24 protein-coding genes are annotated in these 26,706 nt (G+C 53.5%); 20 read left to right on the top strand and 4 right to left on the bottom strand.

The window, feature by feature from the left end; translation table 11 throughout:
• Nucleotides 1-222 precede the first annotated feature (222 nt).
• The 4 genes from yfbV (at nt 223) to FDW98_RS12320 (ending at nt 3,836) form a co-directional block, all read left to right on the top strand.
• On the top strand, nt 223-678 hold the full coding sequence (gene yfbV, locus FDW98_RS12335) for a terminus macrodomain insulation protein YfbV (protein ID WP_045445597.1): 456 nt from the start codon (nt 223-225) through the stop codon (nt 676-678).
• An 83-nt stretch (nt 679-761) separates the two neighbouring features.
• Complete coding sequence (locus tag FDW98_RS12330; RefSeq protein ID WP_096756365.1) at nt 762-1,256, top strand: YfbU family protein; 495 nt, start codon at nt 762-764, stop codon at nt 1,254-1,256.
• A complete protein-coding gene (locus FDW98_RS12325; protein WP_096756366.1) occupies nt 1,249-1,926 on the top strand; it encodes a sugar phosphatase in 678 nt (225 codons plus the stop codon). The genes FDW98_RS12330 and FDW98_RS12325 overlap by 8 nt, the downstream gene beginning before the upstream one ends.
• Nucleotides 1,927-2,003: 77 nt before the next feature.
• The gene (locus tag FDW98_RS12320; RefSeq protein ID WP_096756367.1) at nt 2,004-3,836 is read left to right on the top strand and encodes an SLC13 family permease; all 1,833 of its coding nucleotides are present in this window, start codon (nt 2,004-2,006) and stop codon (nt 3,834-3,836) included.
• Nucleotides 3,837-3,956: 120 nt separating this feature from the next.
• Here the strand turns inward: FDW98_RS12320 and yfbR are convergent, their stop codons facing one another.
• Together yfbR and alaA are read right to left on the bottom strand one after the other, a co-directional pair.
• Complete coding sequence (gene yfbR / locus FDW98_RS12315; RefSeq protein WP_096756368.1) at nt 3,957-4,556, bottom strand: 5'-deoxynucleotidase; 600 nt, start codon at nt 4,554-4,556, stop codon at nt 3,957-3,959.
• 207 nt (nt 4,557-4,763) lie between these two features.
• On the bottom strand, nt 4,764-5,981 hold the full coding sequence (gene alaA, locus FDW98_RS12310) for an alanine transaminase AlaA (protein WP_096756369.1): 1,218 nt from the start codon (nt 5,979-5,981) through the stop codon (nt 4,764-4,766).
• Nucleotides 5,982-6,905: 924 nt separating this feature from the next.
• Between alaA and lrhA the strand changes: the two genes are divergently transcribed.
• The 14 genes from lrhA to nuoN all read left to right on the top strand — a co-directional run bounded on the left by lrhA (nt 6,906) and on the right by nuoN (nt 23,710).
• Nucleotides 6,906-7,844 (top strand): transcriptional regulator LrhA, encoded by a 939-nt coding sequence (lrhA, locus tag FDW98_RS12305; protein WP_096756370.1) that lies wholly within the window; start codon nt 6,906-6,908, stop codon nt 7,842-7,844.
• Between the two features lie 626 nt (nt 7,845-8,470).
• Nucleotides 8,471-8,914, top strand: coding sequence for an NADH-quinone oxidoreductase subunit NuoA (gene nuoA / locus FDW98_RS12300; protein WP_003028077.1), 444 nt, complete (start codon nt 8,471-8,473; stop codon nt 8,912-8,914).
• Between the two features lie 15 nt (nt 8,915-8,929).
• On the top strand, nt 8,930-9,592 hold the full coding sequence (gene nuoB, locus FDW98_RS12295; protein WP_003028075.1) for an NADH-quinone oxidoreductase subunit NuoB: 663 nt from the start codon (nt 8,930-8,932) through the stop codon (nt 9,590-9,592).
• Between the two features lie 89 nt (nt 9,593-9,681).
• On the top strand, nt 9,682-11,484 hold the full coding sequence (nuoC, locus tag FDW98_RS12290) for an NADH-quinone oxidoreductase subunit C/D (RefSeq protein WP_096756372.1): 1,803 nt from the start codon (nt 9,682-9,684) through the stop codon (nt 11,482-11,484).
• A 2-nt stretch (nt 11,485-11,486) separates the two neighbouring features.
• The gene (gene nuoE, locus FDW98_RS12285; RefSeq protein WP_003028069.1) at nt 11,487-11,987 is read left to right on the top strand and encodes an NADH-quinone oxidoreductase subunit NuoE; all 501 of its coding nucleotides are present in this window, start codon (nt 11,487-11,489) and stop codon (nt 11,985-11,987) included.
• Nucleotides 11,984-13,321, top strand: coding sequence for an NADH-quinone oxidoreductase subunit NuoF (gene nuoF, locus FDW98_RS12280; RefSeq protein ID WP_096756373.1), 1,338 nt, complete (start codon nt 11,984-11,986; stop codon nt 13,319-13,321). The genes nuoE and nuoF overlap by 4 nt, the downstream gene beginning before the upstream one ends.
• A 183-nt stretch (nt 13,322-13,504) precedes the next feature.
• Nucleotides 13,505-16,231: an NADH-quinone oxidoreductase subunit NuoG gene (nuoG, locus tag FDW98_RS12275; RefSeq protein ID WP_096759368.1), complete on the top strand. Its 2,727-nt coding sequence runs from the start codon at nt 13,505-13,507 to the stop codon at nt 16,229-16,231.
• The gene (gene nuoH, locus FDW98_RS12270) at nt 16,228-17,205 is read left to right on the top strand and encodes an NADH-quinone oxidoreductase subunit NuoH (RefSeq protein WP_003028063.1); all 978 of its coding nucleotides are present in this window, start codon (nt 16,228-16,230) and stop codon (nt 17,203-17,205) included. Before nuoG ends, nuoH begins: the two co-directional genes overlap by 4 nt.
• A 14-nt stretch (nt 17,206-17,219) precedes the next feature.
• Nucleotides 17,220-17,762: an NADH-quinone oxidoreductase subunit NuoI gene (gene nuoI, locus FDW98_RS12265; RefSeq protein WP_096756374.1), complete on the top strand. Its 543-nt coding sequence runs from the start codon at nt 17,220-17,222 to the stop codon at nt 17,760-17,762.
• An 11-nt stretch (nt 17,763-17,773) separates the two neighbouring features.
• Nucleotides 17,774-18,328: an NADH-quinone oxidoreductase subunit J gene (gene nuoJ / locus FDW98_RS12260; protein ID WP_096756375.1), complete on the top strand. Its 555-nt coding sequence runs from the start codon at nt 17,774-17,776 to the stop codon at nt 18,326-18,328.
• Nucleotides 18,325-18,627 carry an NADH-quinone oxidoreductase subunit NuoK gene (nuoK, locus tag FDW98_RS12255; RefSeq protein ID WP_006683663.1) on the top strand — a complete coding sequence of 101 codons (303 nt, stop codon included), beginning with the start codon at nt 18,325-18,327 and terminating at the stop codon, nt 18,625-18,627. The genes nuoJ and nuoK overlap by 4 nt, the downstream gene beginning before the upstream one ends.
• Complete coding sequence (gene nuoL, locus FDW98_RS12250) at nt 18,624-20,465, top strand: NADH-quinone oxidoreductase subunit L (RefSeq protein ID WP_096756376.1); 1,842 nt, start codon at nt 18,624-18,626, stop codon at nt 20,463-20,465. The genes nuoK and nuoL overlap by 4 nt, the downstream gene beginning before the upstream one ends.
• A 251-nt stretch (nt 20,466-20,716) precedes the next feature.
• The gene (gene nuoM, locus FDW98_RS12245; protein WP_096756377.1) at nt 20,717-22,246 is read left to right on the top strand and encodes an NADH-quinone oxidoreductase subunit M; all 1,530 of its coding nucleotides are present in this window, start codon (nt 20,717-20,719) and stop codon (nt 22,244-22,246) included.
• A 6-nt stretch (nt 22,247-22,252) separates the two neighbouring features.
• Nucleotides 22,253-23,710, top strand: a complete 1,458-nt coding sequence (gene nuoN, locus FDW98_RS12240) for an NADH-quinone oxidoreductase subunit NuoN (protein ID WP_096756378.1) — start codon at nt 22,253-22,255, stop codon at nt 23,708-23,710.
• Between the two features lie 58 nt (nt 23,711-23,768).
• Here the strand turns inward: nuoN and FDW98_RS12235 are convergent, their stop codons facing one another.
• Together FDW98_RS12235 and rbn are read right to left on the bottom strand one after the other, a co-directional pair.
• On the bottom strand, nt 23,769-24,773 hold the full coding sequence (locus FDW98_RS12235) for a chemotaxis protein (RefSeq protein WP_096756379.1): 1,005 nt from the start codon (nt 24,771-24,773) through the stop codon (nt 23,769-23,771).
• 64 nt (nt 24,774-24,837) lie between these two features.
• The gene (gene rbn / locus FDW98_RS12230; RefSeq protein ID WP_096756380.1) at nt 24,838-25,755 is read right to left on the bottom strand and encodes a ribonuclease BN; all 918 of its coding nucleotides are present in this window, start codon (nt 25,753-25,755) and stop codon (nt 24,838-24,840) included.
• 67 nt (nt 25,756-25,822) lie between these two features.
• On the opposite strand from rbn, the gene FDW98_RS12225 reads away from it, so the two are divergent.
• Nucleotides 25,823-26,284: a GNAT family N-acetyltransferase gene (locus FDW98_RS12225; RefSeq protein ID WP_096756381.1), complete on the top strand. Its 462-nt coding sequence runs from the start codon at nt 25,823-25,825 to the stop codon at nt 26,282-26,284.
• Between the two features lie 53 nt (nt 26,285-26,337).
• Entirely contained in the window at nt 26,338-26,643 is a 306-nt protein-coding gene (gene elaB / locus FDW98_RS12220; RefSeq protein ID WP_096756382.1) for a stress response protein ElaB, read from the top strand.
• Nucleotides 26,644-26,706: the final 63 nt, after the last annotated feature.

Raw genomic sequence — 26,706 nt, 5'->3', positions numbered from 1 at the left:
GGAATAAATACCTTTGAGTCTATGTCATTTTGCGTATTTTTCAGCCAATGGCATACTGTATGCCAATTTGACGACTCAATGATTTTGGACTAAAGGCCTTACAGGCCGACACAGGATACCTGATTGTGGGTATCGAAGACAAAATGTTTTGAACGATGTCCCTTGCAGTTGTTGTTTTGCACAAATTTTTTAAATTTTATATGTGAAGTTGAGGTAACCGCCATGTCGACACCGGATAATCGCTCCGTAAATTTTTTCAGTTTGTTTCGCCGGGGGCAGCACTACGCTAAGACGTGGCCGATGGAAAAGCGCCTGGCGCCCGTATTTGTTGAGAATCGCGTGATCCGCATGACGCGTTACGCGACCCGTTTTATGCCGCCGATTGCCGTCTTTACCCTGTGCTGGCAAATCGCGCTGGGTGGGCAACTGGGACCGGCCGTAGCGACCGCGCTGTTTGCGCTCAGCCTGCCAATGCAGGGCATGTGGTGGTTAGGTAAACGTTCCGTTACGCCGTTGCCGCCCTCGATTCTCAACTGGTTCTATGAAGTCCGGGGTAAATTACAAGAGGCCGGCCAGGCACTTGCTCCGGTGGAAGGGAAACCCGATTATCAAGCGCTGGCTGACACGCTTAAGCGCGCCTTCAAACAACTGGATAAAACTTTTCTCGATGATTTGTAATTGACCCCTGATTACGCATATAAAAGAAGGCATAAGATGCCTTCTTTTTTTTCATCGCAGCAGTAGTGATACAGGAGTCCCAAATGGAAATGACCAACGCTCAACGTCTCATTTTATCTAACCAGTACAAAATGATGACTATGCTCGATCCAACCAACGCCGAGCGTTATCGTCGTTTACAGACGATTATTGAACGCGGTTATGGCTTGCAGATGCGCGAGCTCGATCGTGAGTTTGGTGAGCTGACAGAAGAAACCTGCCGCACAATTATCGATATCATGGAGATGTATCACGCATTACACGTTTCATGGACTAACCTTAAAGACGCCCAGTCCATTGATGAGCGCCGCGTCACATTTTTGGGCTTTGATGCCGCAACGGAAGCGCGCTTCCTCGGATACGTGCGTTTTATGGTCAATGTGGAAGGGCGTTATACCCACTTTGATGCCGGTACGCATGGCTTTAACGCCCAGACGCCGATGTGGGAAAAATATCAGCGTATGTTGAGTGTCTGGCATTCTTGCCCGCGTCAGTACCACCTGAGCGCGAATGAAATTAACCAAATCATTAATGCCTGAGGGGGCGAGCGTGCAGTGCAAAGGCTTTCTGTTTGATCTGGATGGTACGCTGGTCGATTCCTTACCTGCGGTAGAACGCGCATGGTGCAACTGGGCCGATCGTTTTGGGCTTGACCACGATGAGGTGCTGGGCTTTATTCACGGTAAGCAGGCGATTACTTCCTTGCGACACTTTATGGTGGGTAAGTCAGAGGCAGATATTGCCGCGGAATTTACGCGCCTGGAGCAAATAGAGGCAACGGAGACCGCAGGTATCACCGCGCTGCCAGGGGCGGTGGATTTGCTCAATCATCTCAATAAAGCCGGGATCCCCTGGGCGATCGTCACGTCGGGATCCATGCCGGTGGCGCGGGCGCGCCATCGTGTTGCGGGTCTGCCTGCTCCGGAAGTGTTTGTCACTGCCGAGCGGGTAAAAAGAGGTAAGCCAGAGCCTGACGCTTATCTGTTAGGCGCGCAACTGCTGGGTCTTGCGCCGCGTGAATGTGCCGTTGTTGAGGATGCGCCAGCCGGGGTGCTCTCTGGCCTGGCGGCAGGGTGTCATGTCATCGCTGTGAACGCGCCGGCGGATACGCCGCGTCTGAATGAGGTCGATTTTGCGCTGACCAGTCTGGAGCAGATTTCCGTGACGAAACAACCCAACGGAAATGTGGTCGTTGTAAGAAATACCTGATCATGATTTAGCCCCGGATTGTTGGGGCTTTTTTATGGCAGAATCGGTCCATCCCTCTCATTTAACAAGGATATGTTGTGAACGGTGAATTGATCTGGGTTCTCTCATTGCTGGCAATTGCCGTGGTTTTGTTTGCGACGGGCAGAGTGCGTATGGATGCGGTCGCTTTGCTGGTCATTATTGCGTTTGTTTTGAGTGGAACGCTGAGCATTTCTGAGGCCTTCTCCGGTTTCAGCGATCCTAACGTTATTTTGATAGCCGCTCTGTTTATTATTGGCGACGGCCTGGTGCGCACCGGGGTGGCGACTGTGATGGGGGCCTGGCTGGTGAAGGTCGCTGGCAGCAGCGAGGTAAAAATGCTGGTGCTGCTGATGATAACCGTCGCCGGACTCGGCGCGTTCATGAGTTCTACCGGCGTTGTCGCTATCTTTATCCCGGTTGTCTTAAGCGTCTCCATGCGCATGCAAACCTCACCTTCACGCTTGATGATGCCGCTCAGCTTTGCCGGATTGATCAGCGGCATGATGACGCTGGTGGCAACGCCGCCTAACCTGGTCGTCAACAGTGAACTCCTGCGCGAAGGGCTTAACGGTTTCAGCTTCTTTAGCGTGACGCCGCTGGGTCTGGTGGTGCTGGTGCTCGGCATTATTTATATGCTGCTGATGCGCTTTATGCTGAAGGGCGATGATCCCGGTCAGCAGGGCGATGTCTGGAAGCGCCGGACTTTTCGCGATTTGATCAAAGAATATCGCCTTACTGGACGCGCGCGCCGACTGGCTATTCGCCCCGGCTCACCGATGATTGGTCAACGTCTGGACGATTTAAAACTGCGTGAACGCTACGGGGCGAACGTCATTGGCGTTGAGCGCTGGCGTCGTTTTCGCCGCGTCATTGTTGACGTAAACGGTGTTTCTGAGTTTCGTGCCCGTGATGTTTTGTTGATCGATATGTCTTCAGCCGATGTCGACCTGCGCGAGTTTTGTAGCGAGCAGTTGTTGGAGCCGATGGTGCTGCGCGGCGAATATTTCTCCGAGCAGGCGTTGGATGTGGGTATGGCGGAAATTTCGCTGATCCCGGAATCGGAATTGATCGGTAAAACGGTGCGGGAGATTGGATTTCGTACCCGCTATGGACTTAACGTTGTCGGATTAAAGCGTGATGGCGCGGCGCTAGCCGGGGCGGTCGTCAATGAGCCGCTGCTGATGGGCGATATTATTCTGGTCGTGGGTAACTGGAAACTGATCACCGCGTTGGGGAAAAAGGGACGCGATTTTGTGGTGTTGAATATGCCCGTTGAGGTCAGTGAAGCTTCTCCGGCGCACAGCCAGGCACCGCATGCGATTTTCTGCCTGGTCCTGATGGTTGCCCTGATGCTGACCGATGAAATCCCCAATACGGTTGCTGCGATTATCGCCTGCCTGCTGATGGGGAAATTCCGCTGTATTGACGCAGAAAGTGCGTATAAAGCCATTCACTGGCCGAGCATTATTTTAATTGTCGGAATGATGCCTTTTGCGCTGGCCCTGCAAAAAACCGGTGGCGTCGATCTGGTAGTGAAAGGCCTGATGGACGTGGGTGGGGGATACGGGCCGTACATGATGCTGGGCTGTCTGTTCGTACTGTGCGCCACCATCGGGTTATTTATTTCGAATACCGCGACGGCGGTGTTGATGGCGCCGATTGCACTGGCGGCAGCGAAGTCGATGGGCGTTTCACCGTATCCTTTTGCGATGGTCATTGCGATGGCGGCATCTGCAGCCTTTATGACGCCGGTATCGTCACCGGTTAACACGCTGGTACTGGGACCGGGTAACTACAGCTTCAGCGACTTCGTGAAGATTGGCGTGCCGTTTACACTGATTGTCATGGTGGTCTGTATTGTGATGATCCCGATGCTGTTTCCGTTCTAATGCTTCCCTGGTGTCGTTTCGCGGGTCTTGTAGGCCTGATAAGCGTAGCGCCATCAGGCATGATGCCGGATGGCGACGTAAACGTCTTATCCGGCCTACAAAGGCAACGTCGCCGCAAATTTACAATGGTGAATCCTGGCTGATTTCATCTAATGAAAGGTGAAAGCTCGGCACGAATACGTCTAAAAAATAGTCCATCTCTTCACTGCGACGCGATTCCAGCGTTTTTTCCAGCCGCGTTTTCGCAAGCAGAAACTCATTATTTCCGGCTGAAAGTTCCTCAAGGCACTTCAGATAGGCGCAAAGCGCATCGGCCTGTTTAACAATCGCGCGCTCTTCTTCGCTGCTGGCGTGTTCATCAATTAACGGCGCAAAAATATCGCGCAGTTCATCAGGCACCATGTCGACCAGTTTTTGCTGGGCAATTTTCTCAATGGCTTTATATTCCTGGGCGATTTGCGAGTTAAAGTATTTCACCGGGGTCGGGAGGTCGCCGGTCAGCACTTCGGAGGCATCGTGGTACATCGCCAGCAGGGCAATGTGTTCGGCGTTAACCTGACCGCCGAACTTGCGGTTCTTGATTGCCGCCAGCGCATGCGCAACCATTGCCACTTGCAGGCTGTGTTCAGACACGTTTTCGGTGCGCACGTTGCGCATCAGCGGCCAGCGGTTAATGAGTTTCAGACGGGAGAGGTGGGCAAAAAAATGGCTCTGCTTCATAACGACCCTTATATGATGGCAACCTAAGAGTCATTTTGCGCAGAGAAGGCTGTCAGATGCAAATACTCGTCATAATTCAAGTTGCATGCGCGTTGGCTTTCCTCATTCACCCCAGTCACTTACTTTTGTCAGCTCCTGGGGATTCATTGCGTCGCCGCCTTACTGCAACTCGAGTTATTTAGCGTATTCTGGTTGCTGATTTTCGACTTACAGCTGGTGATAGCCAGACAGGAAGCGCTCAAATTTGCTTAGCGACATTTCGATATCGTCAATACGCGGCAGCGTCACGATACGGAAGTGATCCGGCCACGGCCAGTTGAAGGCTGTGCCCTGCACCAGCAGCACTTTTTCCTGTAACAGGAAGTCGAGCACCATTTTCTGGTCGTCATGAATATTGAAGCGTTTGGCGTCAATTTTCGGGAACATGTACAGTGCGCCGCGGGGCTTCACGCAAGAAACGCCGGGAATGTCGTTGAGTAATTCCCAGGCACGGTTGCGCTGTTCATACAGGCGTCCGCCGGGCATGATGAATTCGCTAATGCTTTGGTATCCGCCCAGTGCGGTTTGAATAGCATGCTGTGCTGGAACGTTGGCGCATAAACGCATAGACGCTAGCATTTCCAGACCTTCAATATACCCTTTGGCGTGTTTCTTCGGTCCGTTCAGTACCATCCAGCCCTGGCGGAAACCCGCAACACGGTACGTTTTTGACAGGCCGTTGAAGGTGATGGTCAGCAGGTCCGGTGCCAGCGGGGCAATAGAATGGTGCTCTGCGTCATCATAAAGAATTTTGTCGTAAATCTCGTCAGCAAAGATAATGAGATTATGCTGACGTGCAATTTCAACAATCTCCAGCAGAAGTTCTTTAGAATAGACTGCGCCGGTAGGGTTGTTGGGGTTGATAATAACAATCCCACGCGTGCGAGGGGTAATTTTGGCGCGAATATCGTCGAGGTCCGGGAACCAGTCAGAGGATTCATCACACAGGTAGTGCACAGCCTTACCGCTGGAAAGCGATACCGCCGCCGTCCACAGCGGATAGTCAGGCGCAGGTACCAGCATTTCGTCCCCGCTGTTCAGCAGTGCCTGCATCGCCTGCACGATCAATTCGGAAACACCGTTGCCGATATAAATGTCTTCCACGGTAACATCGCGCATCCCACGGGCCTGATAATGCTGCATGATGGCTTTGCGGGCGGAATAAAGGCCTTTTGAGTCACAATACCCTTGCGCGGTAGGCAAGTTACGGATCACATCAACCAGAATTTCATCCGGTGCTTCAAACCCGAATGGCGCTGGGTTGCCGATGTTCAGTTTCAGAACCTTATTGCCTTCTTCTTCCAGACGCTTTGCTTCTTTCAGAACCGGGCCACGAATGTCATAACAGACATTTTCTAATTTGCTGGATTTTTCAATAGGGGACATGAATCTTGACCTTTTAGCTGTGAATGCCACTCCCTGCCGTGGAAGTCAGCACAGAACAATGTACTCTTCCAACGGTGCATTTTGAAGGGTCTTTAGCAGAAGATTTTGATGAGCTATGTAGTTATAATTAACTGTTAATGGCTGTGAATTCATTATAATTTAGAATTTTATTCTTATTAATATATTTTTAGTAGTTATCTGTTTTGATGTAATGCCGATGTTGTGGTCGTTTATCTGGTAAGAAATAGTTATGTGTCGGGCACGAAAGCAATCATTCTCTGGGGTGAAAAGAAGAATTCGGAAATACGGAACTCTTATCGCCACTGCCTGTTATCGGCATGATCGGTCAGCGCTACAGTGTGAATCTATTGTTAAGCATAATTAATGAATGGTGGAAATTTTAATTAATTATTATTTAATATTTAAACAGTGCTCATTGAATGCGTTAATAATACGAAAACGGCTAGCCTGACATAACACCTTTGCGCATCAGATTATTCACGATAACACTTATAAATATAGTGGTTTTGGGTTAAGATAAGTCCCATGAAATGGTGTGTGGCGTATGTTCTTTGATAATTCTAATGCTGACACGTTTTCCATAACATACTGAAAAATTAGCTTTTAATGTGTAAATTGATGTCCATAAACTATTTTTTCATATTTACAAAATTTACATGTTTTCCATTAGTAAGAATCTGCCTGTAGCTAAAAAATGGCGCTTTCTCTTTGCTATATTTTGATGAGCCATGCGGCGCATTATATAGCGAAGTAAGAGGGTTGTTTCAGTTGTTACATCCAATACATCCTTATTTTCACTTAGTTACACTAAGTGAAACTACGAGGCAGGCACATTACAAATGGAATTTTTGTTTCTGAATGCACAGCATTAACCCGGAATGACCCGCGAGTAAGTGAAAATTTATGATAAATGCAAATCGTCCGATAATTAACCTCGATCTCGATCTGCTGAGAACGTTTGTTGCTGTTGCCGATCTGAATACTTTCGCGGCTGCGGCTGCTGCGGTATGTCGCACTCAGTCTGCGGTGAGCCAGCAAATGCAACGCCTCGAGCAACTTGTCGGGAAAGAGTTGTTCGCGCGCCATGGACGTAACAAACTGCTGACGGAACACGGTATCCAGCTGTTGGGTTACGCCAGAAAAATTCTGCGCTTCAATGATGAGGCTTGCTCATCATTAATGTTCAATAATCTTCAGGGCGTGTTAACTATTGGCGCCTCTGATGAATCCGCCGATACGATACTGCCGTTTTTGCTCAACCGCATCAGTTCGGTTTATCCGAAGCTTGCGCTGGATGTGAGGGTCAAGCGTAACGCCTTTATGGTGGATATGCTGAAGTCACAGGAAGTGGATTTGGTGGTGACCACCAACCGCCCTGGGGATTTCGAGTGTCTGAATCTGCGTACCTCTCCGACGCACTGGTATTGTGCGGCTGAATACATCCTGCAAAAAGGGGAACCGGTGCCGCTGGTCCTGCTGGACGATCCCAGCCCGTTTCGCGATATCGTGCTGTCTACGCTAAATGCTGCGCAGATCCCGTGGCGTTTGGCCTATGTGGCGTCAACATTGCCTGCGGTTCGCGCTGCAGTAAAAGCAGGATTGGGCGTCACGGCCCGTCCGGTAGAAATGATGAGTCCGGACTTGCGCGTGTTAGGTGCGGTGGATGGTTTGCCACCGTTGCCAGAAACCGAGTACCTGCTGTGCTGCGATACCAGCACGCAAAACGAGTTAGCTCAGGTTATCTTTAAGTCGATGCAGAGTTACCAAAACCCGTGGCAATACAGTCAAGTTACCCCTGAAGGGGGAGATGATTCGCTGATCGTTGAAGGCGACTTTGAGTAAGACATCACAAATAATCGTTTTAAAATGTAAGTGCAAAAAAGAGCCACTAAAGATGAAAAAACTTTCAGTGGCTCTTTTTTTATACAAAACAGGTGGATTATGATCTTTTTGTAAATCAAAAGTGAATGAAATCAGTAGGTAAAAGATTCATCAGTAAATCGCACAAAAAACAAACAGAAGGACGGTGTTTTATTTTCATGTTAAAAAACGAGAGAAATTGTTGCTGTTTTTTATGATGGATTAACAAAAGCGTGTCACAGATCAAGAAAATACTCACATTTAGGGGGAGGCATCTGCACGAATTCCTGTCAAAATAGAGGTGTATTATCTTTTTTACTTCACTACGGACACGATTCAACAACATTAAAATTGGCTAATGACAGGATTGAAATAAGTCTAAATAGCACTTTATGTTAATGAAACTGAATTGGTGTAAAATAATGTGAGGAAACTTTTGTTAAAGTTGACAAAAGGTTATAGAAAGGAGTAAAAAACCCCATCAATTGGCTGTATAAATGGTTTTCTACAGTGATTGTAAGGTTTTTTTTATTCCTCCCCATGAATCGATGTGGCGTTCATCTGCCGTAAAGAGCAGAGAATTTGGCGCTACTTTTGATGAGTAAGCAATGAGTATGTCAACATCCACTGAAATCATCGCTCATCACTGGGCATTCGCTATCTTTCTTATTGTTGCCATTGGCCTGTGCTGCCTGATGCTCGTCGGCGGCTGGTTTTTAGGGGGTCGCGCGCGCGCGAGATCTAAAAACGTGCCGTTTGAATCAGGTATCGACTCGGTCGGCACCGCCCGCTTGCGCCTGTCTGCCAAGTTTTACCTGGTAGCCATGTTCTTCGTTATCTTCGACGTTGAAGCGCTGTATCTTTTTGCATGGTCAACATCTATCCGTGAAAGCGGCTGGATTGGCTTTGTGGAAGCTGCAATTTTTATTTTTGTGTTACTGGCAGGTCTGGTTTATCTGGTGCGTATTGGCGCGCTGGACTGGACGCCCGCGCGTTCACGCCGCGAGCGTATGAACCCGGAAACGAACAGTATCGCTAATCGTCAACGCTAACCGCGAGGCATTAAGATGGATTATACGCTCACCCGCATAGATCCTAACGGTGAGAACGACCGTTACCCCCTGCAAAAACAGGAGATCGTAACCGACCCCCTGGAACAAGAAGTTAACAAAAACGTGTTCATGGGCAAACTGCATGACATGGTTAACTGGGGCCGTAAAAACTCAATTTGGCCATACAACTTTGGCCTTTCCTGCTGCTACGTTGAGATGGTGACCTCGTTCACCGCCGTGCATGACGTGGCCCGTTTTGGCGCAGAAGTTCTGCGTGCCTCTCCGCGTCAGGCCGACCTGATGGTCGTGGCCGGCACCTGCTTTACCAAAATGGCCCCGGTTATTCAGCGCCTCTACGATCAGATGCTGGAACCAAAATGGGTTATTTCCATGGGCGCATGTGCCAACTCCGGCGGTATGTACGATATTTACTCCGTTGTGCAGGGCGTTGATAAATTTATTCCGGTTGATGTGTACATCCCGGGATGCCCGCCGCGTCCGGAAGCCTACATGCAGGCGTTGATGCTGCTGCAAGACTCCATTGGCAAAGAACGCCGTCCGCTCTCATGGGTGGTTGGCGATCAGGGCGTTTATCGCGCCAATATGCAGTCAGAGCGTGAGCGTAAGCGCGGCGAACGTATTGCTGTAACGAATCTTCGCACACCGGACGAGATTTAATTTGCGCCTGTCGGCCTGGGGATTACCTTCGCATATCACTATTCAAATAGCGCGAAGCCAGGCTTAACAGTCACCACGAACCATTTGCAATGGTGAACAATATGACCGACTTAACCGCGCAAGACGCTGCCTGGCAAACACGGGATCATCTCGATGACCCGGTCATTGGCGAACTGCGCAACCGTTTTGGGCCGGATGCCTTTACCGTTCAGGCGACTCGCACCGGGGTACCCGTTGTTTGGGTCAAGCGTGAACAACTCCTGGAAGTGGGTGATTTCTTAAAGAGATTGCCGAAACCTTACGTCATGCTGTTTGACTTACACGGCATGGACGAACGTCTGCGTACGCACCGCGAAGGGTTACCTGCCGCGGATTTTTCCGTTTTCTATCACCTGATCTCCATTGAACGCAATCGCGATATCATGCTCAAGGTGGCATTGTCTGAAAACGATCTGCGCGTGCCGACGTTCACCAAACTGTTCCCTAACGCCAACTGGTATGAGCGTGAAACCTGGGAAATGTTTGGTATTGATATCGAAGGCCACCCGCACCTGACGCGTCTGCTGATGCCGCATACCTGGGAAGGCCATCCGCTGCGTAAAGATTACCCGGCGCGTGCGACCGAATTCGATCCGTTTGAGCTGACCAAAGCCAAGCAGGATCTGGAAATGGAATCACTGACCTTCAAACCTGAAGACTGGGGCATGCAGCGCGGTACCGAAAACGAGGACTTTATGTTCCTCAACCTCGGTCCGAACCACCCGTCTTCTCACGGTGCATTCCGTATTGTTCTTCAGCTTGACGGCGAAGAGATCGTCGACTGCGTGCCTGACATCGGCTACCACCATCGTGGCGCCGAAAAGATGGGTGAACGTCAGTCCTGGCACAGCTACATTCCGTACACCGACCGTATCGAATATCTCGGCGGCTGCGTGAACGAAATGCCGTACGTGCTGGCGGTAGAAAAGCTGGCGGGCATTACCGTACCGGATCGCGTCAACGTGATCCGCGTTATGCTTTCTGAACTTTTCCGTATCAACAGCCACCTGCTGTATATCTCCACGTTCATTCAGGACGTCGGCGCGATGACCCCCGTGTTCTTCGCCTTTACCGACCGTCAGAAAATCTATGACGTGGTAGAAGCGATCACCGGTTTCCGTATGCACCCGGCCTGGTTCCGTATCGGTGGCGTTGCACACGACCTGCCGCGCGGTTGGGACAAGCTGCTGCGTGATTTCCTCGACTGGATGCCGAAGCGTCTGGATTCCTACGAGAAAGCTGCACTGCGCAACACCATCCTGAAAGGCCGTTCGCAGGGTGTTGCCGCTTACGGTAAGAAAGAAGCGCTGGACTGGGGTTGTACCGGTGCTGCACTGCGTGCAACCGGTATTGATTTCGACGTGCGTAAGTCACGTCCGTACTCTGGCTATGAAAACTTCGACTTCGAAATCCCGGTGGGCGGTGGTGTTTCCGACTGCTACACCCGCGTGATGCTGAAAGTTGAAGAGCTGCGCCAGAGCCTGCGCATCCTTGAGCAGTGCCTCAACAACATGCCTGAAGGCCCGTTCAAAGCGGATCACCCGCTGACCACGCCGCCGCCGAAAGAGCGCACGCTACAGCATATCGAAACCCTGATCACCCACTTCCTGCAAGTGTCGTGGGGCCCGGTTATGCCGGCGCAGGAATCCTTCCAGATGGTGGAAGCGACCAAGGGTATCAACAGTTACTACCTGACCAGCGATGGCAGCACCATGAGTTACCGTACTCGTATCCGTACACCGAGCTATGCGCATTTGCAGCAGATCCCGGTAGCGGTACGTGGCAGCCTGGTGTCCGACCTTATCGTCCATCTGGGTAGTATCGATTTTGTTATGTCAGATGTGGACCGCTAATTATGCACGAGAATCAACAACCACAAACCGAGGCTTTTGAGCTGAGTGCGGCTGAGCGTGAAGCGATTGAGCACGAGAAGCACCACTACGAAGACCCGCGTGCGGCGTCCATTGAAGCGCTGAAAATCGTTCAGAAACAGCGTGGCTGGGTGCCGGATGGGGCGATCTATGCGATCGCTGATGTGCTGGGTATCCCGGCAAGCGACGTTGAAGGTGTTGCCACGTTTTACAGCCAGATCTTCCGCCAGCCGGTCGGTCGCCACGTGATCCGCTACTGCGACAGCGTGGTGTGCCATATCAACGGCTATCAGGGGATCCAGGCGGCACTTGAGAAAAAACTCAACATCAAGCCGGGGCAGACGACCTTTGACGGTCGCTTTACGTTGCTGCCGACCTGTTGCCTGGGGAACTGCGACAAGGGGCCGAACATGATGATCGATGAAGATACGCATGCTCACCTGACTCCGGAAGGCATTCCCGAACTGCTGGAGCGGTATAAATGAAAGACATTATCCGTACTCCCGAAACGCATCCGCTGACCTGGCGTCTGCGCGATGACAACCAGCCAATTTGGCTGGATGAATACCGTAGCAAAAACGGTTACGAAGGTGCGCGTAAGGCCCTGACCGGGCTGTCACCGGACGAAATCGTTAATCAGGTGAAAGACGCTGGCCTGAAAGGGCGCGGCGGCGCAGGCTTTTCCACGGGTCTGAAGTGGAGCCTGATGCCGAAAGACGAATCCATGAACATCCGTTACCTGCTGTGTAACGCCGATGAAATGGAGCCGGGCACCTATAAAGACCGTCTGTTGATGGAACAGCTGCCGCACCTGCTGGTGGAAGGCATGCTGATCTCCGCGTTTGCGCTGAAAGCGTACCGCGGTTACATCTTCCTGCGCGGTGAATACATTGAAGCGGCGGTGAATCTGCGTCGCGCCATTGCTGAAGCGACCGAAGCGGGTCTGCTTGGCAAAAATATCATGGGCACCGGTTTCGACTTCGAACTGTTTGTGCACACCGGGGCAGGGCGCTACATCTGCGGTGAAGAAACCGCACTGATCAACTCCCTCGAAGGTCGTCGTGCTAACCCGCGCTCCAAGCCGCCGTTCCCGGCAAGCTCTGGTGCATGGGGTAAGCCGACCTGCGTGAACAACGTCGAAACTCTGTGTAACGTACCGGCTATCCTCGCCAACGGCGTGGAGTGGTACCAGAATATTTCGAAGAGCAAAGACGCAGGCACCAAGCTGATGGGCTTCTCCGGTCGCGTGAAGAATCCGGGACTGTGGGAACTGCCGTTTGGGACCACCGCGCGTGAAATCCTCGAAGATTACGCGGGCGGCATGCGTGATGGCCTGAAGTTCAAAGCCTGGCAGCCGGGCGGTGCGGGGACAGACTTCCTGACCGAAGCGCACCTTGACCTGCCGATGGAGTTCGAAAGCATCGGTAAAGCGGGTAGCCGTCTGGGTACGGCGCTGGCGATGGCGGTCGATCACGAGATTGGCATGGTGCCGCTGGTGCGTAACCTCGAAGAGTTCTTTGCCCGCGAGTCCTGCGGCTGGTGTACGCCGTGCCGTGATGGTTTGCCGTGGAGCGTAAAAATTCTGCGTGCGCTGGAGCGTGGCGAAGGCCAGCCTGGGGATATCGAGACACTTGAGCAACTGTGTCGTTTCCTCGGTCCGGGTAAAACCTTCTGTGCACACGCACCGGGTGCGGTCGAACCGCTACAAAGCGCCATTAAATATTTCCGCGAAGAATTCGAAGCTGGCATCAAGCAGACCTTCAGCAATACCCATGCGATTGGTGGTATTCAGCCGAACCTGTTGAAAGAGCGCTGGTAAACGTTTTACGCGAAAGCATTCAAGATGCGTCAAGGCGGCAACCGAGAGAACCCCTGAGCTTACTAAAGTAAGTGACTGGGGTGAACGAAGGAAGCCAACGCCGAGGCAGCTTGAAGGATAAAGCGGAAAAGAAATTCGATTAACGCTTGGTCACTGACTAAGCCAACTGGAAGCATGCTGACTATGGCTACGATTCATGTAGACGGCAAAGAATATGAGGTCAACGGCGCGGACAACCTGCTAGAAGCTTGTCTGTCCCTCGGCCTTGATATTCCGTACTTTTGCTGGCACCCGGCGCTGGGAAGCGTCGGTGCTTGCCGCCAGTGTGCGGTGAAGCAATATCAAAACGCGGAAGATACGCGTGGTCGCCTGGTGATGTCTTGTATGACACCGGCCACCGAAGGCACCTTTATTTCTATCGATGACGAAGAAGCGAAACAGTTCCGTGAAAGCGTGGTGGAATGGTTGATGACTAACCACCCGCATGACTGTCCGGTCTGCGAAGAGGGCGGTAACTGCCACCTTCAGGATATGACCGTGATGACGGGTCATAGCTTCCGTCGCTACCGCTTTACCAAGCGCACCCACCGCAACCAGGACCTGGGGCCGTTCATCTCTCACGAAATGAACCGCTGCATCGCCTGCTATCGCTGCGTTCGCTACTACAAAGATTACGCTGACGGCGCGGATCTGGGCGTCTATGGCGCACATGACAACGTCTACTTCGGTCGCCCGGAAGACGGCGTGCTGGAAAGCGAATTCTCCGGTAACCTGGTAGAAATCTGCCCGACCGGCGTGTTCACCGATAAAACGCACTCCGAGCGTTATAACCGTAAATGGGACATGCAGTTTGCGCCAAGCATCTGCCAGCAGTGTTCCATTGGCTGTAACACCAGCCCGGGTGAGCGTTACGGTGAACTGCGTCGTATCGAAAACCGTTATAACGGTACCGTTAACCACTACTTCCTCTGCGACCGTGGTCGTTTTGGCTATGGTTACGTGAACCTGAAAGACCGTCCGCGTCAGCCGGTTCAGCGTCGTGGCGACGATCTGATCACCCTCAACGCCGAGCAGGCGATGCAGGGCGCGGCTGACATTCTGCGTCAGTCGAAGAAAGTGATCGGCATCGGCTCCCCGCGCGCCAGCGTTGAAAGCAACTTTGCGTTGCGTGAACTGGTGGGTGCGGAAAACTTCTATACCGGTATCGCTCAAGGCGAACTGGAACGTCTGCAACTGGCGTTGAGCGTGCTGCGTGACGGCGGTATTCATACCCCGGCACTGCGCGAGATCGAATCTTACGATGCGGTCCTGGTGCTGGGCGAAGATGTTACCCAGACCGGCGCACGCGTTGCGCTGGCTGTACGTCAGGCGGTGAAAGGTAAAGCACGCGAAATGGCAGCAGCGCAGAAAGTGGCTGACTGGCAGATTGCCGCGATCCTTAACATCGGCCAACGTGCCAAGCATCCGCTGTTCGTGACCAACGTGGATAACACCCGTCTGGATGATATCGCGGCATGGACCTACCGTGCGCCGGTTGAAGATCAGGCGCGTTTAGGTTTCGCCATTGCCCACGCGCTGGATAACACCGCTCCGGCCGTTGACGGTATCGACCGTGACCTGCAGAACAAAATCGACGTCATCGTTCAGGCCCTGGCTGGCGCGAAGAAACCGCTGATTATCTCCGGTACCAACGCCGGTAGCGCTGAAGTGATTCAGGCTGCTGCTAACGTGGCGAAGGCGCTGAAAGGTCGTGGCGCAGACGTCGGCATCACCATGATTGCCCGCTCTGTTAACAGCATGGGCCTCGGCATGATTGGCGGCGGTTCACTTGATGATGCGCTGACCGAACTGGAAACAGGTCGTGCTGACGCCGTGGTGGTACTGGAAAATGACCTGCATCGCCATGCGTCTGCCACTCGCGTTAACGCTGCGCTGGCGAAAGCACCGCTGGTACTGGTCGTTGACCATCAGCGTACCGCGATTATGGACAATGCCCATCTGGTCCTTTCTGCAGCAAGTTTTGCCGAAAGCGACGGTACGGTTATCAATAACGAAGGCCGCGCACAGCGTTTCTTCCAGGTATATGACCCAAGCTACTACGACAGCAACATTGTGATGCTGGAAAGCTGGCGCTGGCTGCACTCGCTGCACAGCACCGTGCAGAGCCGTGAAGTGGACTGGACGCAACTCGATCACGTCATTGACGCCGCCGTAGCCGCGTTGCCGCAGTTGGCTGGCATTAAAGATGCCGCGCCGGATGCGAGCTTCCGTATTCGTGGGCAGAAACTGGCACGTGAGCCGCATCGTTACAGTGGTCGTACCGCCATGCGTGCCAACATTAGCGTGCATGAACCGCGTCAACCGCAGGACAAAGACACTATGTTTGCCTTCTCGATGGAAGGGAACAACCAGCCGTCTGCGCCGCGTTCACAAATTCCGTTTGCCTGGGCACCAGGCTGGAACTCACCACAAGCGTGGAACAAGTTCCAGGATGAAGTGGGCGGCAAACTGCGCCATGGCGATCCGGGCGTGCGTCTGATTGAAGCCTCCGAAAGCGGTCTGGACTACTTCACTACCGTTCCGGCGAGCTTCCAGGCGCAGGATGGTCAGTGGCGTATCGCGCCGTACTATCATCTGTTTGGTAGCGACGAAATGTCCCAGCGCGCGCCGGTTATCCAGACCCGCATGCCGCAGCCGTACATTAAACTCAACCCGGCTGATGCCGAGAAGTTGGGCGTCAATGCGGGTACGCACGTTTCCTTTAGCTACGATGGCAACACGGTCACATTACCGGTTGAAATCGCAGAAGGGTTGACGGCGGGGCAGGTTGGTTTGCCGATGGGTATGCCGGGTATCGCGCCGGTTCTGGCAGGTGCGCGTCTTGAGGATCTGCAGGAGGCACAACAATGAGTTGGATTACACCCGATCTGATTGAGATCCTGCTGAGCATTCTCAAAGCGGTGGTGATCCTGCTGGTGGTGGTCACCTGCGGGGCATTCATGAGCTTTGGCGAACGTCGTCTGCTGGGTCTGTTCCAGAACCGTTATGGACCGAACCGTGTAGGCTGGGGCGGTTCGCTCCAGCTGGTCGCGGACATGATCAAGATGTTCTTTAAAGAAGACTGGATCCCGAAATTCTCGGATCGCGTCATCTTTACGCTGGCACCGATGATCGCTTTCACCTCGCTGCTGCTGGCCTTCGCCATTGTACCGGTCAGCCCGAACTGGGTGGTCGCTGACCTTAACATCGGGATCTTGTTCTTCCTGATGATGGCTGGTCTGGCGGTGTACGCGGTGCTGTTTGCCGGTTGGTCGAGCAACAACAAATACTCGCTGCTCGGCGCGATGCGTGCGTCTGCGCAGACCCTGAGCTATGAAGTGTTCCTCGGACTTTCCCTGATGGGCGTGGTGGCGCAGGCCGGTTCATTTAACATGACCGACATCGTCAATAACCAGGCTGATATCTGGAACGTTATTCCGCAATTCTTTGGTTTTGTCACCTTTGCTATCGCGGGCGTCGCGGTCTGTCACCGTCACCCGTTTGACCAGCCGGAAGCCGAGCAGGAACTGGCCGATGGTTACCACATTGAATATTCCGGGATGAAATTCGGCCTGTTCTTCGTGGGGGAGTACATCGGTATCGTCACCATTTCTGCGCTGATGGTTACCCTGTTCTTCGGTGGCTGGCATGGCCCGTTCTTACCGCCATTCGTCTGGTTCGCGCTGAAAACCGCGTTCTTTATGATGATGTTCATTTTGATTCGTGCGTCGTTACCGCGTCCTCGTTATGACCAGGTAATGTCCTTCGGCTGGAAAGTTTGTCTGCCGCTGACGCTCGTCAATTTGCTGGTAACGGCGGCTGTCATTCTGTGGCAGGCGCAATAAGGGACACAAAGACCATGACCTTAAAAGAATTACTTGTAGGCGCAGGCACCCAGCTTCGTAGTATCTGGATGATCGGCCTGCATGCGTTCGCCAAACGCGAAACGCAGATGTACCCGGAAGAGCCGGTCTATCTACCGCCCCGTTTTCGTGGTCGTATCGTACTGACACGCGACCCGGACGGCGAAGAGCGCTGCGTTGCCTGTAACCTGTGTGCGGTAGCCTGTCCGGTCGGCTGTATCTCTCTGCAAAAAGCAGAGACTAAAGATGGTCGCTGGTATCCGGAGTTTTTCCGCATCAACTTCTCACGCTGCATTTTCTGCGGTATGTGCGAAGAAGCCTGTCCGACAACGGCTATTCAGCTTACTCCAGATTTCGAACTGGGTGAGTATAAGCGCCAGGATCTGGTTTACGAGAAAGAGGATCTGCTGATCTCCGGTCCGGGTAAATATCCGGAATATAACTTCTACCGGATGGCAGGTATGGCAATCGACGGCAAAGATAAGGGCGAAGCAGAGAACGAAGCCAAGCCTATCGACGTCAAGAGCCTGTTACCGTAAGGAGAGGGGCAATGGAGTTCGCTTTTTATATCTGTGGCCTGATAGCCATTCTCGCAACCTTGCGGGTCATCACCCACACCAATCCGGTACACGCACTGCTGTACCTGATTATTTCGCTGCTGGCGATTTCTGGGGTGTTTTTCTCGCTGGGCGCTTACTTCGCCGGTGCGCTGGAAATTATCGTGTACGCGGGCGCCATCATGGTGCTGTTCGTGTTCGTGGTCATGATGCTCAACCTGGGCGGTGCTGAAATCGAACAGGAACGTCAGTGGCTGAGACCGCAGGTGTGGATTGGTCCGGCGATTCTGTCGGCCATCATGCTGGCGGTAATTGTCTACGCGATTCTTGGCGTTAACGATCAGGGCATCGACGGGACGCCAATTAGCGCGAAAGCGGTCGGCATCTCGCTGTTCGGACCTTATGTCCTGGCGGTTGAGCTGGCGTCAATGCTGCTGCTGGCGGGTCTGGTTGTGGCCTTCCACGTCGGTCGCGAAGAGCGTTCTGGCGAAGTGCTGAGCAACCGCACGGATGACCGCGCGAAAAGAAAAACGGAGGAGCACGCATGATCCCCTTACAACATGGACTGATCCTCGCGGCTGTCTTATTCGTACTGGGCTTAACCGGTCTGGTTATCCGCCGCAATCTGCTGTTTATGCTGATTGGGCTGGAAATCATGATTAACGCCTCTGCGCTGGCCTTTGTGGTCGCCGGAAGCTACTGGGGCCAGACCGATGGTCAGGTGATGTACATTCTCGCCATCAGCCTTGCGGCTGCGGAAGCGAGCATTGGACTTGCGCTGTTGCTGCAACTTCATCGCCGCCGCCAGAACCTGAACATCGATTCAGTAAGTGAGATGCGTGGATGAACATGCTTGCCTTAACCATTATTCTGCCATTTCTTGGCTTTGTATTACTGGCATTCTCTCGTGGTCGTTGGTCAGAAAATCTGTCCGCTACCGTGGGCGTCGGGTCGATTGGCCTGGCGGCGCTGGTCACTGCATTTATTGGCGTCGATTTCTTCGCTAACGGTAAACAGGCATTTAGCGTTCCGCTGTGGACGTGGATGTCTGTTGGCGACTTTAACATCGGTTTTAATCTGGTGCTGGACGGCCTGTCGCTGACCATGCTCTCGGTAGTAACCGGCGTTGGTTTCCTGATCCACATGTTCGCTTCCTGGTACATGCGCGGGGAAGAGGGGTACTCCCGTTTCTTCGCCTATACCAACCTGTTTATCGCCAGCATGGTGATTCTGGTGCTGGCGGATAACCTGCTGCTGATGTACCTCGGCTGGGAAGGCGTGGGCCTGTGCTCCTACCTGCTGATCGGGTTCTACTATACCGATCCGAAGAATGGCGCAGCGGCAATGAAAGCCTTCGTGGTAACCCGTGTCGGCGACGTATTTCTGGCGTTCGCGCTGTTCATTCTCTACAACGAGCTGGGCACGCTGAACTTCCGCGAAATGGTTGAACTGGCACCGGCGCACTTTGCCGCGGGCAATGACATGCTGATGTGGGCAACCCTGATGCTGCTGGGCGGTGCGGTCGGTAAATCGGCGCAGTTGCCGTTGCAGACGTGGCTTGCTGATGCGATGGCTGGCCCGACGCCTGTCTCCGCGCTGATCCACGCCGCAACGATGGTTACTGCTGGTGTCTACCTGATTGCGCGTACCCACGGCCTGTTCCTGCTGACGCCGGAAATCCTGCACCTGGTGGGGATTATCGGGGCGATCACGCTGGTTCTGGCAGGCTTCGCCGCACTGGTACAAACCGACATCAAACGCGTTCTCGCGTATTCCACCATGAGCCAGATTGGCTACATGTTCCTGGCGCTTGGCGTTCAGGCCTGGGATGCGGCGATTTTCCACCTGATGACGCACGCCTTCTTTAAAGCGCTGTTGTTCCTGGCATCGGGTTCGGTGATCCTGGCCTGCCACCACGAACAGAACATCTTCAAAATGGGTGGCTTGCGTAAGTCAATCCCACTGGTTTATCTCAGCTTCCTGGTTGGCGGCGCGGCGTTGTCGGCTCTGCCGCTGATTACCGCAGGCTTCTTCAGTAAGGATGAGATTCTGGCCGGTGCGATGGCGAACGGTCATATCAATCTGATGGTGGCAGGTCTGGTCGGTGCGTTTATGACCTCTCTGTACACCTTCCGTATGATTTTCATCGTGTTCCACGGTAAAGAACAAATTCATGCGCACGCAGGGAAGGGGATTACCCACCATCTGCCGCTGATTGTGCTGATGATCCTGTCCACCTTCGTTGGCGCGCTGATTGTGCCTCCGTTGCATGGCGTGCTTCCGGCAACCACCGAGCTGCCGCATGGTAGCGTGATGACGCTGGAAATTACCTCTGGCATCGTCGCGATTGCGGGGATCCTGATTGCAGCATGGCTGTGGCTGGGTAAACGTACGCTTGTGACCTCGATTGCCAACAGTGCGCCGGGCCGTCTGCTGGGCACCTGGTGGTATAACGCCTGGGGCTTTGACTGGCTGTACGACAAAGTGTTCGTCAAGCCGTTCCTTGGCGTTGCCTGGCTGCTGAAACGCGACCCGATGAACGCAATGATGAACATTCCGGCGATCCTCTCCCGCTTTGCAGGCAAAGGTCTGCTGCTCAGTGAGAACGGGTATCTGCGCTGGTATGTCGCGTCAATGAGCATCGGTGCGGTTGTCGTGCTGGCACTGCTGATGGTACTGCGTTGAGTTTGTTGGCCGGATGAACGACTGCCGGATGGCGCTGCGCTTATCCGGCCTACAAACCCAAAAATAATTTTTAGAATTCGTTGAAAATCTGTTCCTGAAGTACAGGCGTCATCGGCGAAGTCAGACCGAATACCGCCAGCGCAGAGCAACCGGAGCGTACTGAAGTACGTGAGGATTGCGAGCACTGCCGGGATTTGGGCTGACGAGTGAGATAGCCTGAGCAGGAATAAATATAAGGGACATACTTAGCTATGTTATTACCTTGGTTGATATTAATCCCCTTTATCGGTGGTTTCCTGTGCTGGCAGACCGAACGCTTTGGCGTGAAGGTACCGCGCTGGATCGCGCTGATTACCATGGGACTGACGCTGGCGCTTGGCCTACAATTGTGGTTGCAGGGCGGTTATGCACTGACGCAATCCGCTGGTATTCCGCAGTGGCAGTCTGAGTTCGTCATGCCGTGGATCCCGCGCTTTGGCATCTCTATTCATTTAGCTATCGACGGTCTGTCGCTGCTGATGGTGGTGCTGACCGGTCTGCTCGGTGTTCTGGCGGTACTGTGTTCCTGGAATGAAATTGAAAAGTACCAGGGCTTCTTCCACCTGAACCTGATGTGGATCCTCGGCGGCGTGATCGGCGTGTTCCTGGCCATCGACATGTTCCTGTTCTTCTTCTTCTGGGAAATGATGCTGGTGCCGATGTACTTCCTGATCGCGCTGTGGGGGCATAAAGCGTCCGACGGTAAAACGCGTATCACGGCGGCCACCAAGTTCTTCATTTATACCCAGGCGAGTGGTCTGGTGATGTTGATTGCCATCCTTGCGCTGGTATTTGTGCACTATAAAGCCACCGGTGTCTGGACCTTCAACTATGAAGAACTGCTGAACACACCGATGTCCCACGGCGTGGAATATCTGCTGATGCTGGGCTTCTTCATCGCCTTTGCGGTGAAAATGCCGGTGGTTCCGCTGCACGGCTGGTTGCCGGATGCGCACTCCCAGGCACCGACCGCAGGTTCCGTTGACCTGGCGGGGATTTTGCTGAAAACCGCGGCCTACGGTCTGCTGCGCTTCTCCCTGCCGCTGTTCCCGAACGCGTCTGCGGAGTTCGCACCTATCGCTATGTGGCTGGGTGTTATCGGTATTTTCTACGGCGCGTGGATGGCCTTTAATCAGTACGATATCAAGCGTCTGATTGCCTACACCTCCGTCTCGCACATGGGCTTCGTGTTGATTGCTATCTACACCGGTAGCCAGCTGGCGTACCAGGGTGCGGTTATCCAGATGATTGCGCACGGTCTGTCTGCGGCCGGCCTGTTCATTCTGTGTGGTCAGCTGTACGAACGTCTGCACACGCGTGATATGCGTATGATGGGCGGCCTGTGGGGCAAAATGAAATGGTTGCCTGCGCTGTCGATGTTCTTCGCGGTCTGTACGCTGGGTATGCCGGGAACCGGTAACTTCGTTGGCGAATTTATGATTCTGTTCGGCAGCTACCAGGTGGTTCCGGTCATTACCGTGATCTCGACCTTCGGTCTGGTGTTTGCTTCTGTTTACTCGCTGGCGATGCTGCATCGCGCTTACTTTGGTAAAGCGAAAAGCCAGATTGCCAGTGTTGAACTGCCAGGGATGTCGCTGCGTGAGCTGTTTATCATCCTGTTGCTGGTCGTGCTTCTGGTACTGCTTGGCTTCTATCCGCAGCCGATTCTGGATACCTCGCATTCTGCGATGAGCAACATCCAGCAGTGGTTTGTTAATTCCGTTACTACTACAAGGCCGTAAATCGCCATGACAATAACTCCACAACACCTGATTGCGCTGCTACCGCTGCTGATCGTCGGCTTGACGGTGGTGGTTGTGATGCTCTCCATTGCGTGGCGACGCAATCACTTCCTCAATGCCACGCTGTCGGTCATTGGGCTTAACGCCGCGCTGGTTTCGCTCTGGTTTGTTGGCCAGGCAGGCGCCATGGACGTCACCCCGCTGATGCGGGTTGACGGTTTCGCGATGCTCTACACCGGGATGGTCCTGCTGGCGAGCCTTGCTACTTGTACCTTTGCCTACCCATGGCTGGAAGGCTATGACGACAACCGGGAAGAGTTCTACCTGCTGGTGCTGATTGCCGCGCTGGGCGGGATTCTGCTGGCTAACGCTAACCATCTGGCGGCGTTGTTCCTCGGTATCGAACTGATCTCTCTGCCGCTGTTTGGTCTGGTGGGCTATGCGTTTCGTCAGAAACGCTCGCTGGAAGCCAGTATCAAATACACCATTCTGTCTGCCGCAGCGTCTTCATTCCTGCTGTTCGGTATGGCGCTGGTGTACGCGCAGTCCGGCAACCTGTCGTTCGTGGCACTCGGTAAGAGCCTCGGCGACGGTATGCTGAACGAACCGCTGCTGCTGGCAGGCTTCGGGATGATGATCGTCGGTCTGGGCTTTAAGCTCTCTCTGGTGCCGTTCCACCTGTGGACGCCAGACGTCTACCAGGGTGCACCGGCTCCGGTGTCCACCTTCCTGGCGACGGCGAGCAAAATCGCTATCTTCGGCGTGGTGATGCGTCTGTTCCTGTACGCGCCGGTTGGCGACAGCGAAGCGGTACGTATTGTGCTGGGCGTGATTGCCTTTGCCTCTATCATCTTCGGTAACCTGATGGCGCTGAGCCAGACCAACATCAAGCGTCTGCTTGGTTATTCGTCTATCTCTCACCTCGGCTACCTGCTGGTGGCGCTGATTGCCCTGCAAAGTGGCGAGATGTCGATGGAAGCAGTAGGCGTGTACCTGGCCGGTTATCTGTTCAGCAGCCTCGGCGCGTTCGGTGTGGTCAGCCTGATGTCCAGCCCGTATCGTGGTCCGGATGCGGATTCACTGTTCTCCTACCGCGGTCTGTTCTGGCATCGTCCGATCCTCGCGGCTGTGATGACGGTGATGATGCTGTCTCTGGCGGGTATCCCGATGACGCTGGGCTTTATCGGTAAGTTCTACGTACTGGCCGTCGGTGTGCAGGCTAACCTGTGGTGGCTGGTTGCCGCCGTGGTTGTCGGTTCCGCGATTGGTTTGTACTACTACCTGCGCGTTGCCGTGAGCCTGTACCTGAGCGCACCGCAGCAGATGAACCGTGATGCACCGTCTAACTGGCAGTACAGCGCGGGCGGTATCGTGGTGCTGATCTCTGCGCTGTTGGTGCTGGTGCTGGGTATCTACCCGCAACCGCTGATCAGCATCGTGCAGTTAGCGACACCGCTGATGTAAGCGATACGCTAAAACGAAAAAACCCGCCGCGGCGGGTTTTTTTATGTGCTGAGTTCAGTCAGGCTGAAATCTGGCGGCTCACCAGTGGCCCATTAATGTCTTTCGCCGCGCGTTCCATCACTTCCTGGATTACGGAAGACAGCTCGTTGATCTCGAATTTCGCCACGTAGCCATCGGCTTTCACTCTGCGCACGTGATCTTCATTGGCGCTGCCGGAAAGGGACGAGTGGATGACGACCGGGATCTTCTTCAGACGCTCATCGGTCTTAATCTTGCGGGTCAGCGTAAAACCGTCCATCTCCGGCATTTCCAGATCGGTAAGCACCAGCGCAATTTTCTCACTGATGGGCTTGCCTTCCGCCTGCGCTTCCAGGGACAGCTGCTGAATTTTTTCCCACGCGTCTTTGCCGGTGACATGCATCTGGTGCGGAATGTTCATGGCGTTAAGCCCTTTTTCCAGCATCGCACGGGCGACCTTAGAATCTTCTGCCACAATCGCCACAGCACCTGGGGTGATATTGAATTTACTGGTCTCCAGGTGGGTGGCGCGCAGATCGTGGTTTGACGGCACAATGTCATACAGGATCTGTTCGACGTCGAGTACCAGCGCCAGGTTGTTGGTTTCTTTGTTGTCATCCAGACAGGCGATGCTGGTGATATAGCGACCGTTGACGGCTTTCTCGGCGGTATGCACCTGCTGCCAGTCCAGGCGCATAATATTTTCCACTGACTCTACCGCAAACGCCTGCACGCTACGGGCGTATTCGGTGATCAGCAGGATGTTCAGTCCGGTCTCAGGCTTGCATCCGGCAACGGCGGGCAGGTCGATCACCGGGATCACCTGATCGCGAATGTTCACCATGCCCAGCAACGGGGCTTTCATGCCCGCCGGACGCGTAAATGCGGGCATGGGGACAATTTCGCGCAGCTTAAATACGTTGATGCCAAACAGCTCTGATTTCTGCTCATCCAGCGATGTGCCGAGGCGAAACAGCAGCAGTTCAAAGCGGTTAGACAGGGTTAGGTTTGTCCTGTCATCAATGTCTTTCTGAATATTATTCATCCTGTCCTCAGTGTGAACGCCAGCCTTTTCACTGTTATCGGCACTGAGGCGGAAAAATAGAGCGTTAAACTGTGAAAACGGCGAAATCGTGCGCCAGTTCGCTGTCCGCAAACAGCGCCCGGCACTCTTCGAGCAAACGTTGGCAGCCTTTTTCATCATAACGCGAGCTGACGTGAGTCATAATCAATCGGCCCACACCTGCCTCCCGTGCCAGCATCGCAGCCTGGCGGGTGGAGCTGTGTCCCCGACTGTTGGCCTTTTCTTCCATCGAGGCGTCCAGCGTGGTCTCATGTACCATCACATCCACCCCTTTTGCCAGTTCGAGGGCGGAGGCGCACGGCGCGGTATCGCCAAATATCGCCACGGATTTGCCCGGAATCGCCGGGGCGAGAAAATCAGCACCGTTAAGGGAACGACCATCTTCCAGCACGACGGTTTTACCGGCTTTGAGATCCTGGAACCACGGTCCTGGCTTAACGCCGGCTGCCTTCAGCGCGCTGGCGTCAAGCGCACCGGGTTTGTCATGTTCCTCAACGCGAAAACCGTAGCATTCGAGCGGATGCGCCAGCGCGAAAGCCGTCACTTTACGCAAACCGTCGTCGAGAATTTCTCCGGCGGTAATTTCCACAATCTCCAGCGGATAATCGGTCCAGGAGCCGCTCAGGCGTAATGCAGTCTCGGTAAATTCACGTAACCCTTTTGGCCCGTACAGCGTCAACGGCTGGACGTTTCCGGCCATCGAGCGGCTGCACAGCAGTCCCGGCAGGCCAAAAAGGTGATCGCCGTGCAAATGGCTGATAAAAATACGATCGAGTTTTCCCGGATTGAATGGCGTGGTCAGCATCTGGTGCTGCGTTCCTTCGCCGCAATCGAAAAGCCACAATCCCGCCTGCGTAGGGTGTTGCAGATTGAGTAATATTGCCGTTACATTGCGGGAGCGCGTGGGGACTCCCGCAGACGTGCCTAAAAAAATTAATTCCATCTTATTATTACACTTTTCGCCATCAATAAGGCAGGGTGTTCAGGTTATCACAACCAAGGGGCAGACAATGATTCACTGGCAAGATCTCCACCATACAGAACTGACCGTCCAGCAACTGTATGCCATTCTTCAGTTGCGCTGTGCGGTGTTTGTTGTTGAGCAACAGTGTCCGTATCAGGATGTGGACGGCGATGACCTGACGGGTGAAAACCGACACCTTCTGGGATGGCATAATGATCGGCTGGTGGCGTATGCGAGGATTCTGAAAAGCGACGACGATCTCGAACCGGTGGTTATCGGTCGGGTGATTGTCAGCGCTGCGTTACGCGGGGAAAAACTGGGGCAGCAGTTGATGACGCAGACGCTGGCATCCTGTGCTCAGCACTGGCCGCACAAGGCGTTGTATCTGGGCGCGCAAGCGCATCTGCAACCTTTCTACGCGCGCTTTGGTTTCGTTCCAGTGACGGATATCTATGATGAAGATGGCATTCCGCACATCGGCATGGCGCGTGAGGGACATCAAGCGTAAACAGCTCAGGTCGTCTATAGTTAGCGGGTACGTAAATAGAAAGGGAGAAAATAATGTCTTTTCATTCTTATGAATCACGTATTGATGATGACCTGGAATTACTCAGCGAAACGCTGGAAGAAGTGCTGCGCTCGTCGGGTGATCCTGCCGACCAGAAGTACCTGGAGTTAAAAGCGAAAGCCGAACAGGCGTTAGAAGAGGTGAGAAATCGCGTCAGCCACGCTTCGGACAGCTATTATTATCGCGCGAAAAAGGCCGTTTGCCGGGCAGATGACTATGTGCATGATAAACCGTGGCGCGGGATCGGCGTGGGTGCAACGGTCGGTTTAGTGATGGGTTTATTGTTAGCACGGCGATAAATTCGACACCTTCATCGCATTTGTCAGTACTCCCTAAACGGGGGTACTGCTTTTTCTCGTCAG

The sequence above is a fragment of the Citrobacter sp. wls711 genome, assembly GCF_005281055.1.
GTDB lineage: Bacteria > Pseudomonadota > Gammaproteobacteria > Enterobacterales > Enterobacteriaceae > Citrobacter > Citrobacter gillenii.
This window is presented reverse-complemented; position numbering and strand designations above follow the sequence as displayed.

Coding starts and splice junctions, on each gene's coding strand:
- yfbV (WP_045445597.1), top strand. CDS start 223: ATGTCGACACCGGATAATCGCTCCGTAAATTTTTTCAGTTTGTTTCGC.
- yfbR (WP_096756368.1), bottom strand. CDS start 4,556: ATGAAGCAGAGCCATTTTTTTGCCCACCTCTCCCGTCTGAAACTCATT.
- nuoJ (WP_096756375.1), top strand. CDS start 17,774: ATGGAGTTCGCTTTTTATATCTGTGGCCTGATAGCCATTCTCGCAACC.
- nuoK (WP_006683663.1), top strand. CDS start 18,325: ATGATCCCCTTACAACATGGACTGATCCTCGCGGCTGTCTTATTCGTA.
- nuoE (WP_003028069.1), top strand. CDS start 11,487: ATGCACGAGAATCAACAACCACAAACCGAGGCTTTTGAGCTGAGTGCG.
- FDW98_RS12225 (WP_096756381.1), top strand. CDS start 25,823: ATGATTCACTGGCAAGATCTCCACCATACAGAACTGACCGTCCAGCAA.
- nuoF (WP_096756373.1), top strand. CDS start 11,984: ATGAAAGACATTATCCGTACTCCCGAAACGCATCCGCTGACCTGGCGT.
- nuoB (WP_003028075.1), top strand. CDS start 8,930: ATGGATTATACGCTCACCCGCATAGATCCTAACGGTGAGAACGACCGT.
- alaA (WP_096756369.1), bottom strand. CDS start 5,981: ATGTCCCCTATTGAAAAATCCAGCAAATTAGAAAATGTCTGTTATGAC.
- nuoH (WP_003028063.1), top strand. CDS start 16,228: ATGAGTTGGATTACACCCGATCTGATTGAGATCCTGCTGAGCATTCTC.
- nuoC (WP_096756372.1), top strand. CDS start 9,682: ATGGTGAACAATATGACCGACTTAACCGCGCAAGACGCTGCCTGGCAA.
- nuoN (WP_096756378.1), top strand. CDS start 22,253: ATGACAATAACTCCACAACACCTGATTGCGCTGCTACCGCTGCTGATC.
- FDW98_RS12235 (WP_096756379.1), bottom strand. CDS start 24,773: ATGAATAATATTCAGAAAGACATTGATGACAGGACAAACCTAACCCTG.
- nuoM (WP_096756377.1), top strand. CDS start 20,717: ATGTTATTACCTTGGTTGATATTAATCCCCTTTATCGGTGGTTTCCTG.
- FDW98_RS12330 (WP_096756365.1), top strand. CDS start 762: ATGGAAATGACCAACGCTCAACGTCTCATTTTATCTAACCAGTACAAA.
- lrhA (WP_096756370.1), top strand. CDS start 6,906: ATGATAAATGCAAATCGTCCGATAATTAACCTCGATCTCGATCTGCTG.
- nuoI (WP_096756374.1), top strand. CDS start 17,220: ATGACCTTAAAAGAATTACTTGTAGGCGCAGGCACCCAGCTTCGTAGT.
- elaB (WP_096756382.1), top strand. CDS start 26,338: ATGTCTTTTCATTCTTATGAATCACGTATTGATGATGACCTGGAATTA.
- rbn (WP_096756380.1), bottom strand. CDS start 25,755: ATGGAATTAATTTTTTTAGGCACGTCTGCGGGAGTCCCCACGCGCTCC.
- nuoL (WP_096756376.1), top strand. CDS start 18,624: ATGAACATGCTTGCCTTAACCATTATTCTGCCATTTCTTGGCTTTGTA.
- nuoA (WP_003028077.1), top strand. CDS start 8,471: ATGAGTATGTCAACATCCACTGAAATCATCGCTCATCACTGGGCATTC.
- FDW98_RS12325 (WP_096756366.1), top strand. CDS start 1,249: ATGCCTGAGGGGGCGAGCGTGCAGTGCAAAGGCTTTCTGTTTGATCTG.
- nuoG (WP_096759368.1), top strand. CDS start 13,505: ATGGCTACGATTCATGTAGACGGCAAAGAATATGAGGTCAACGGCGCG.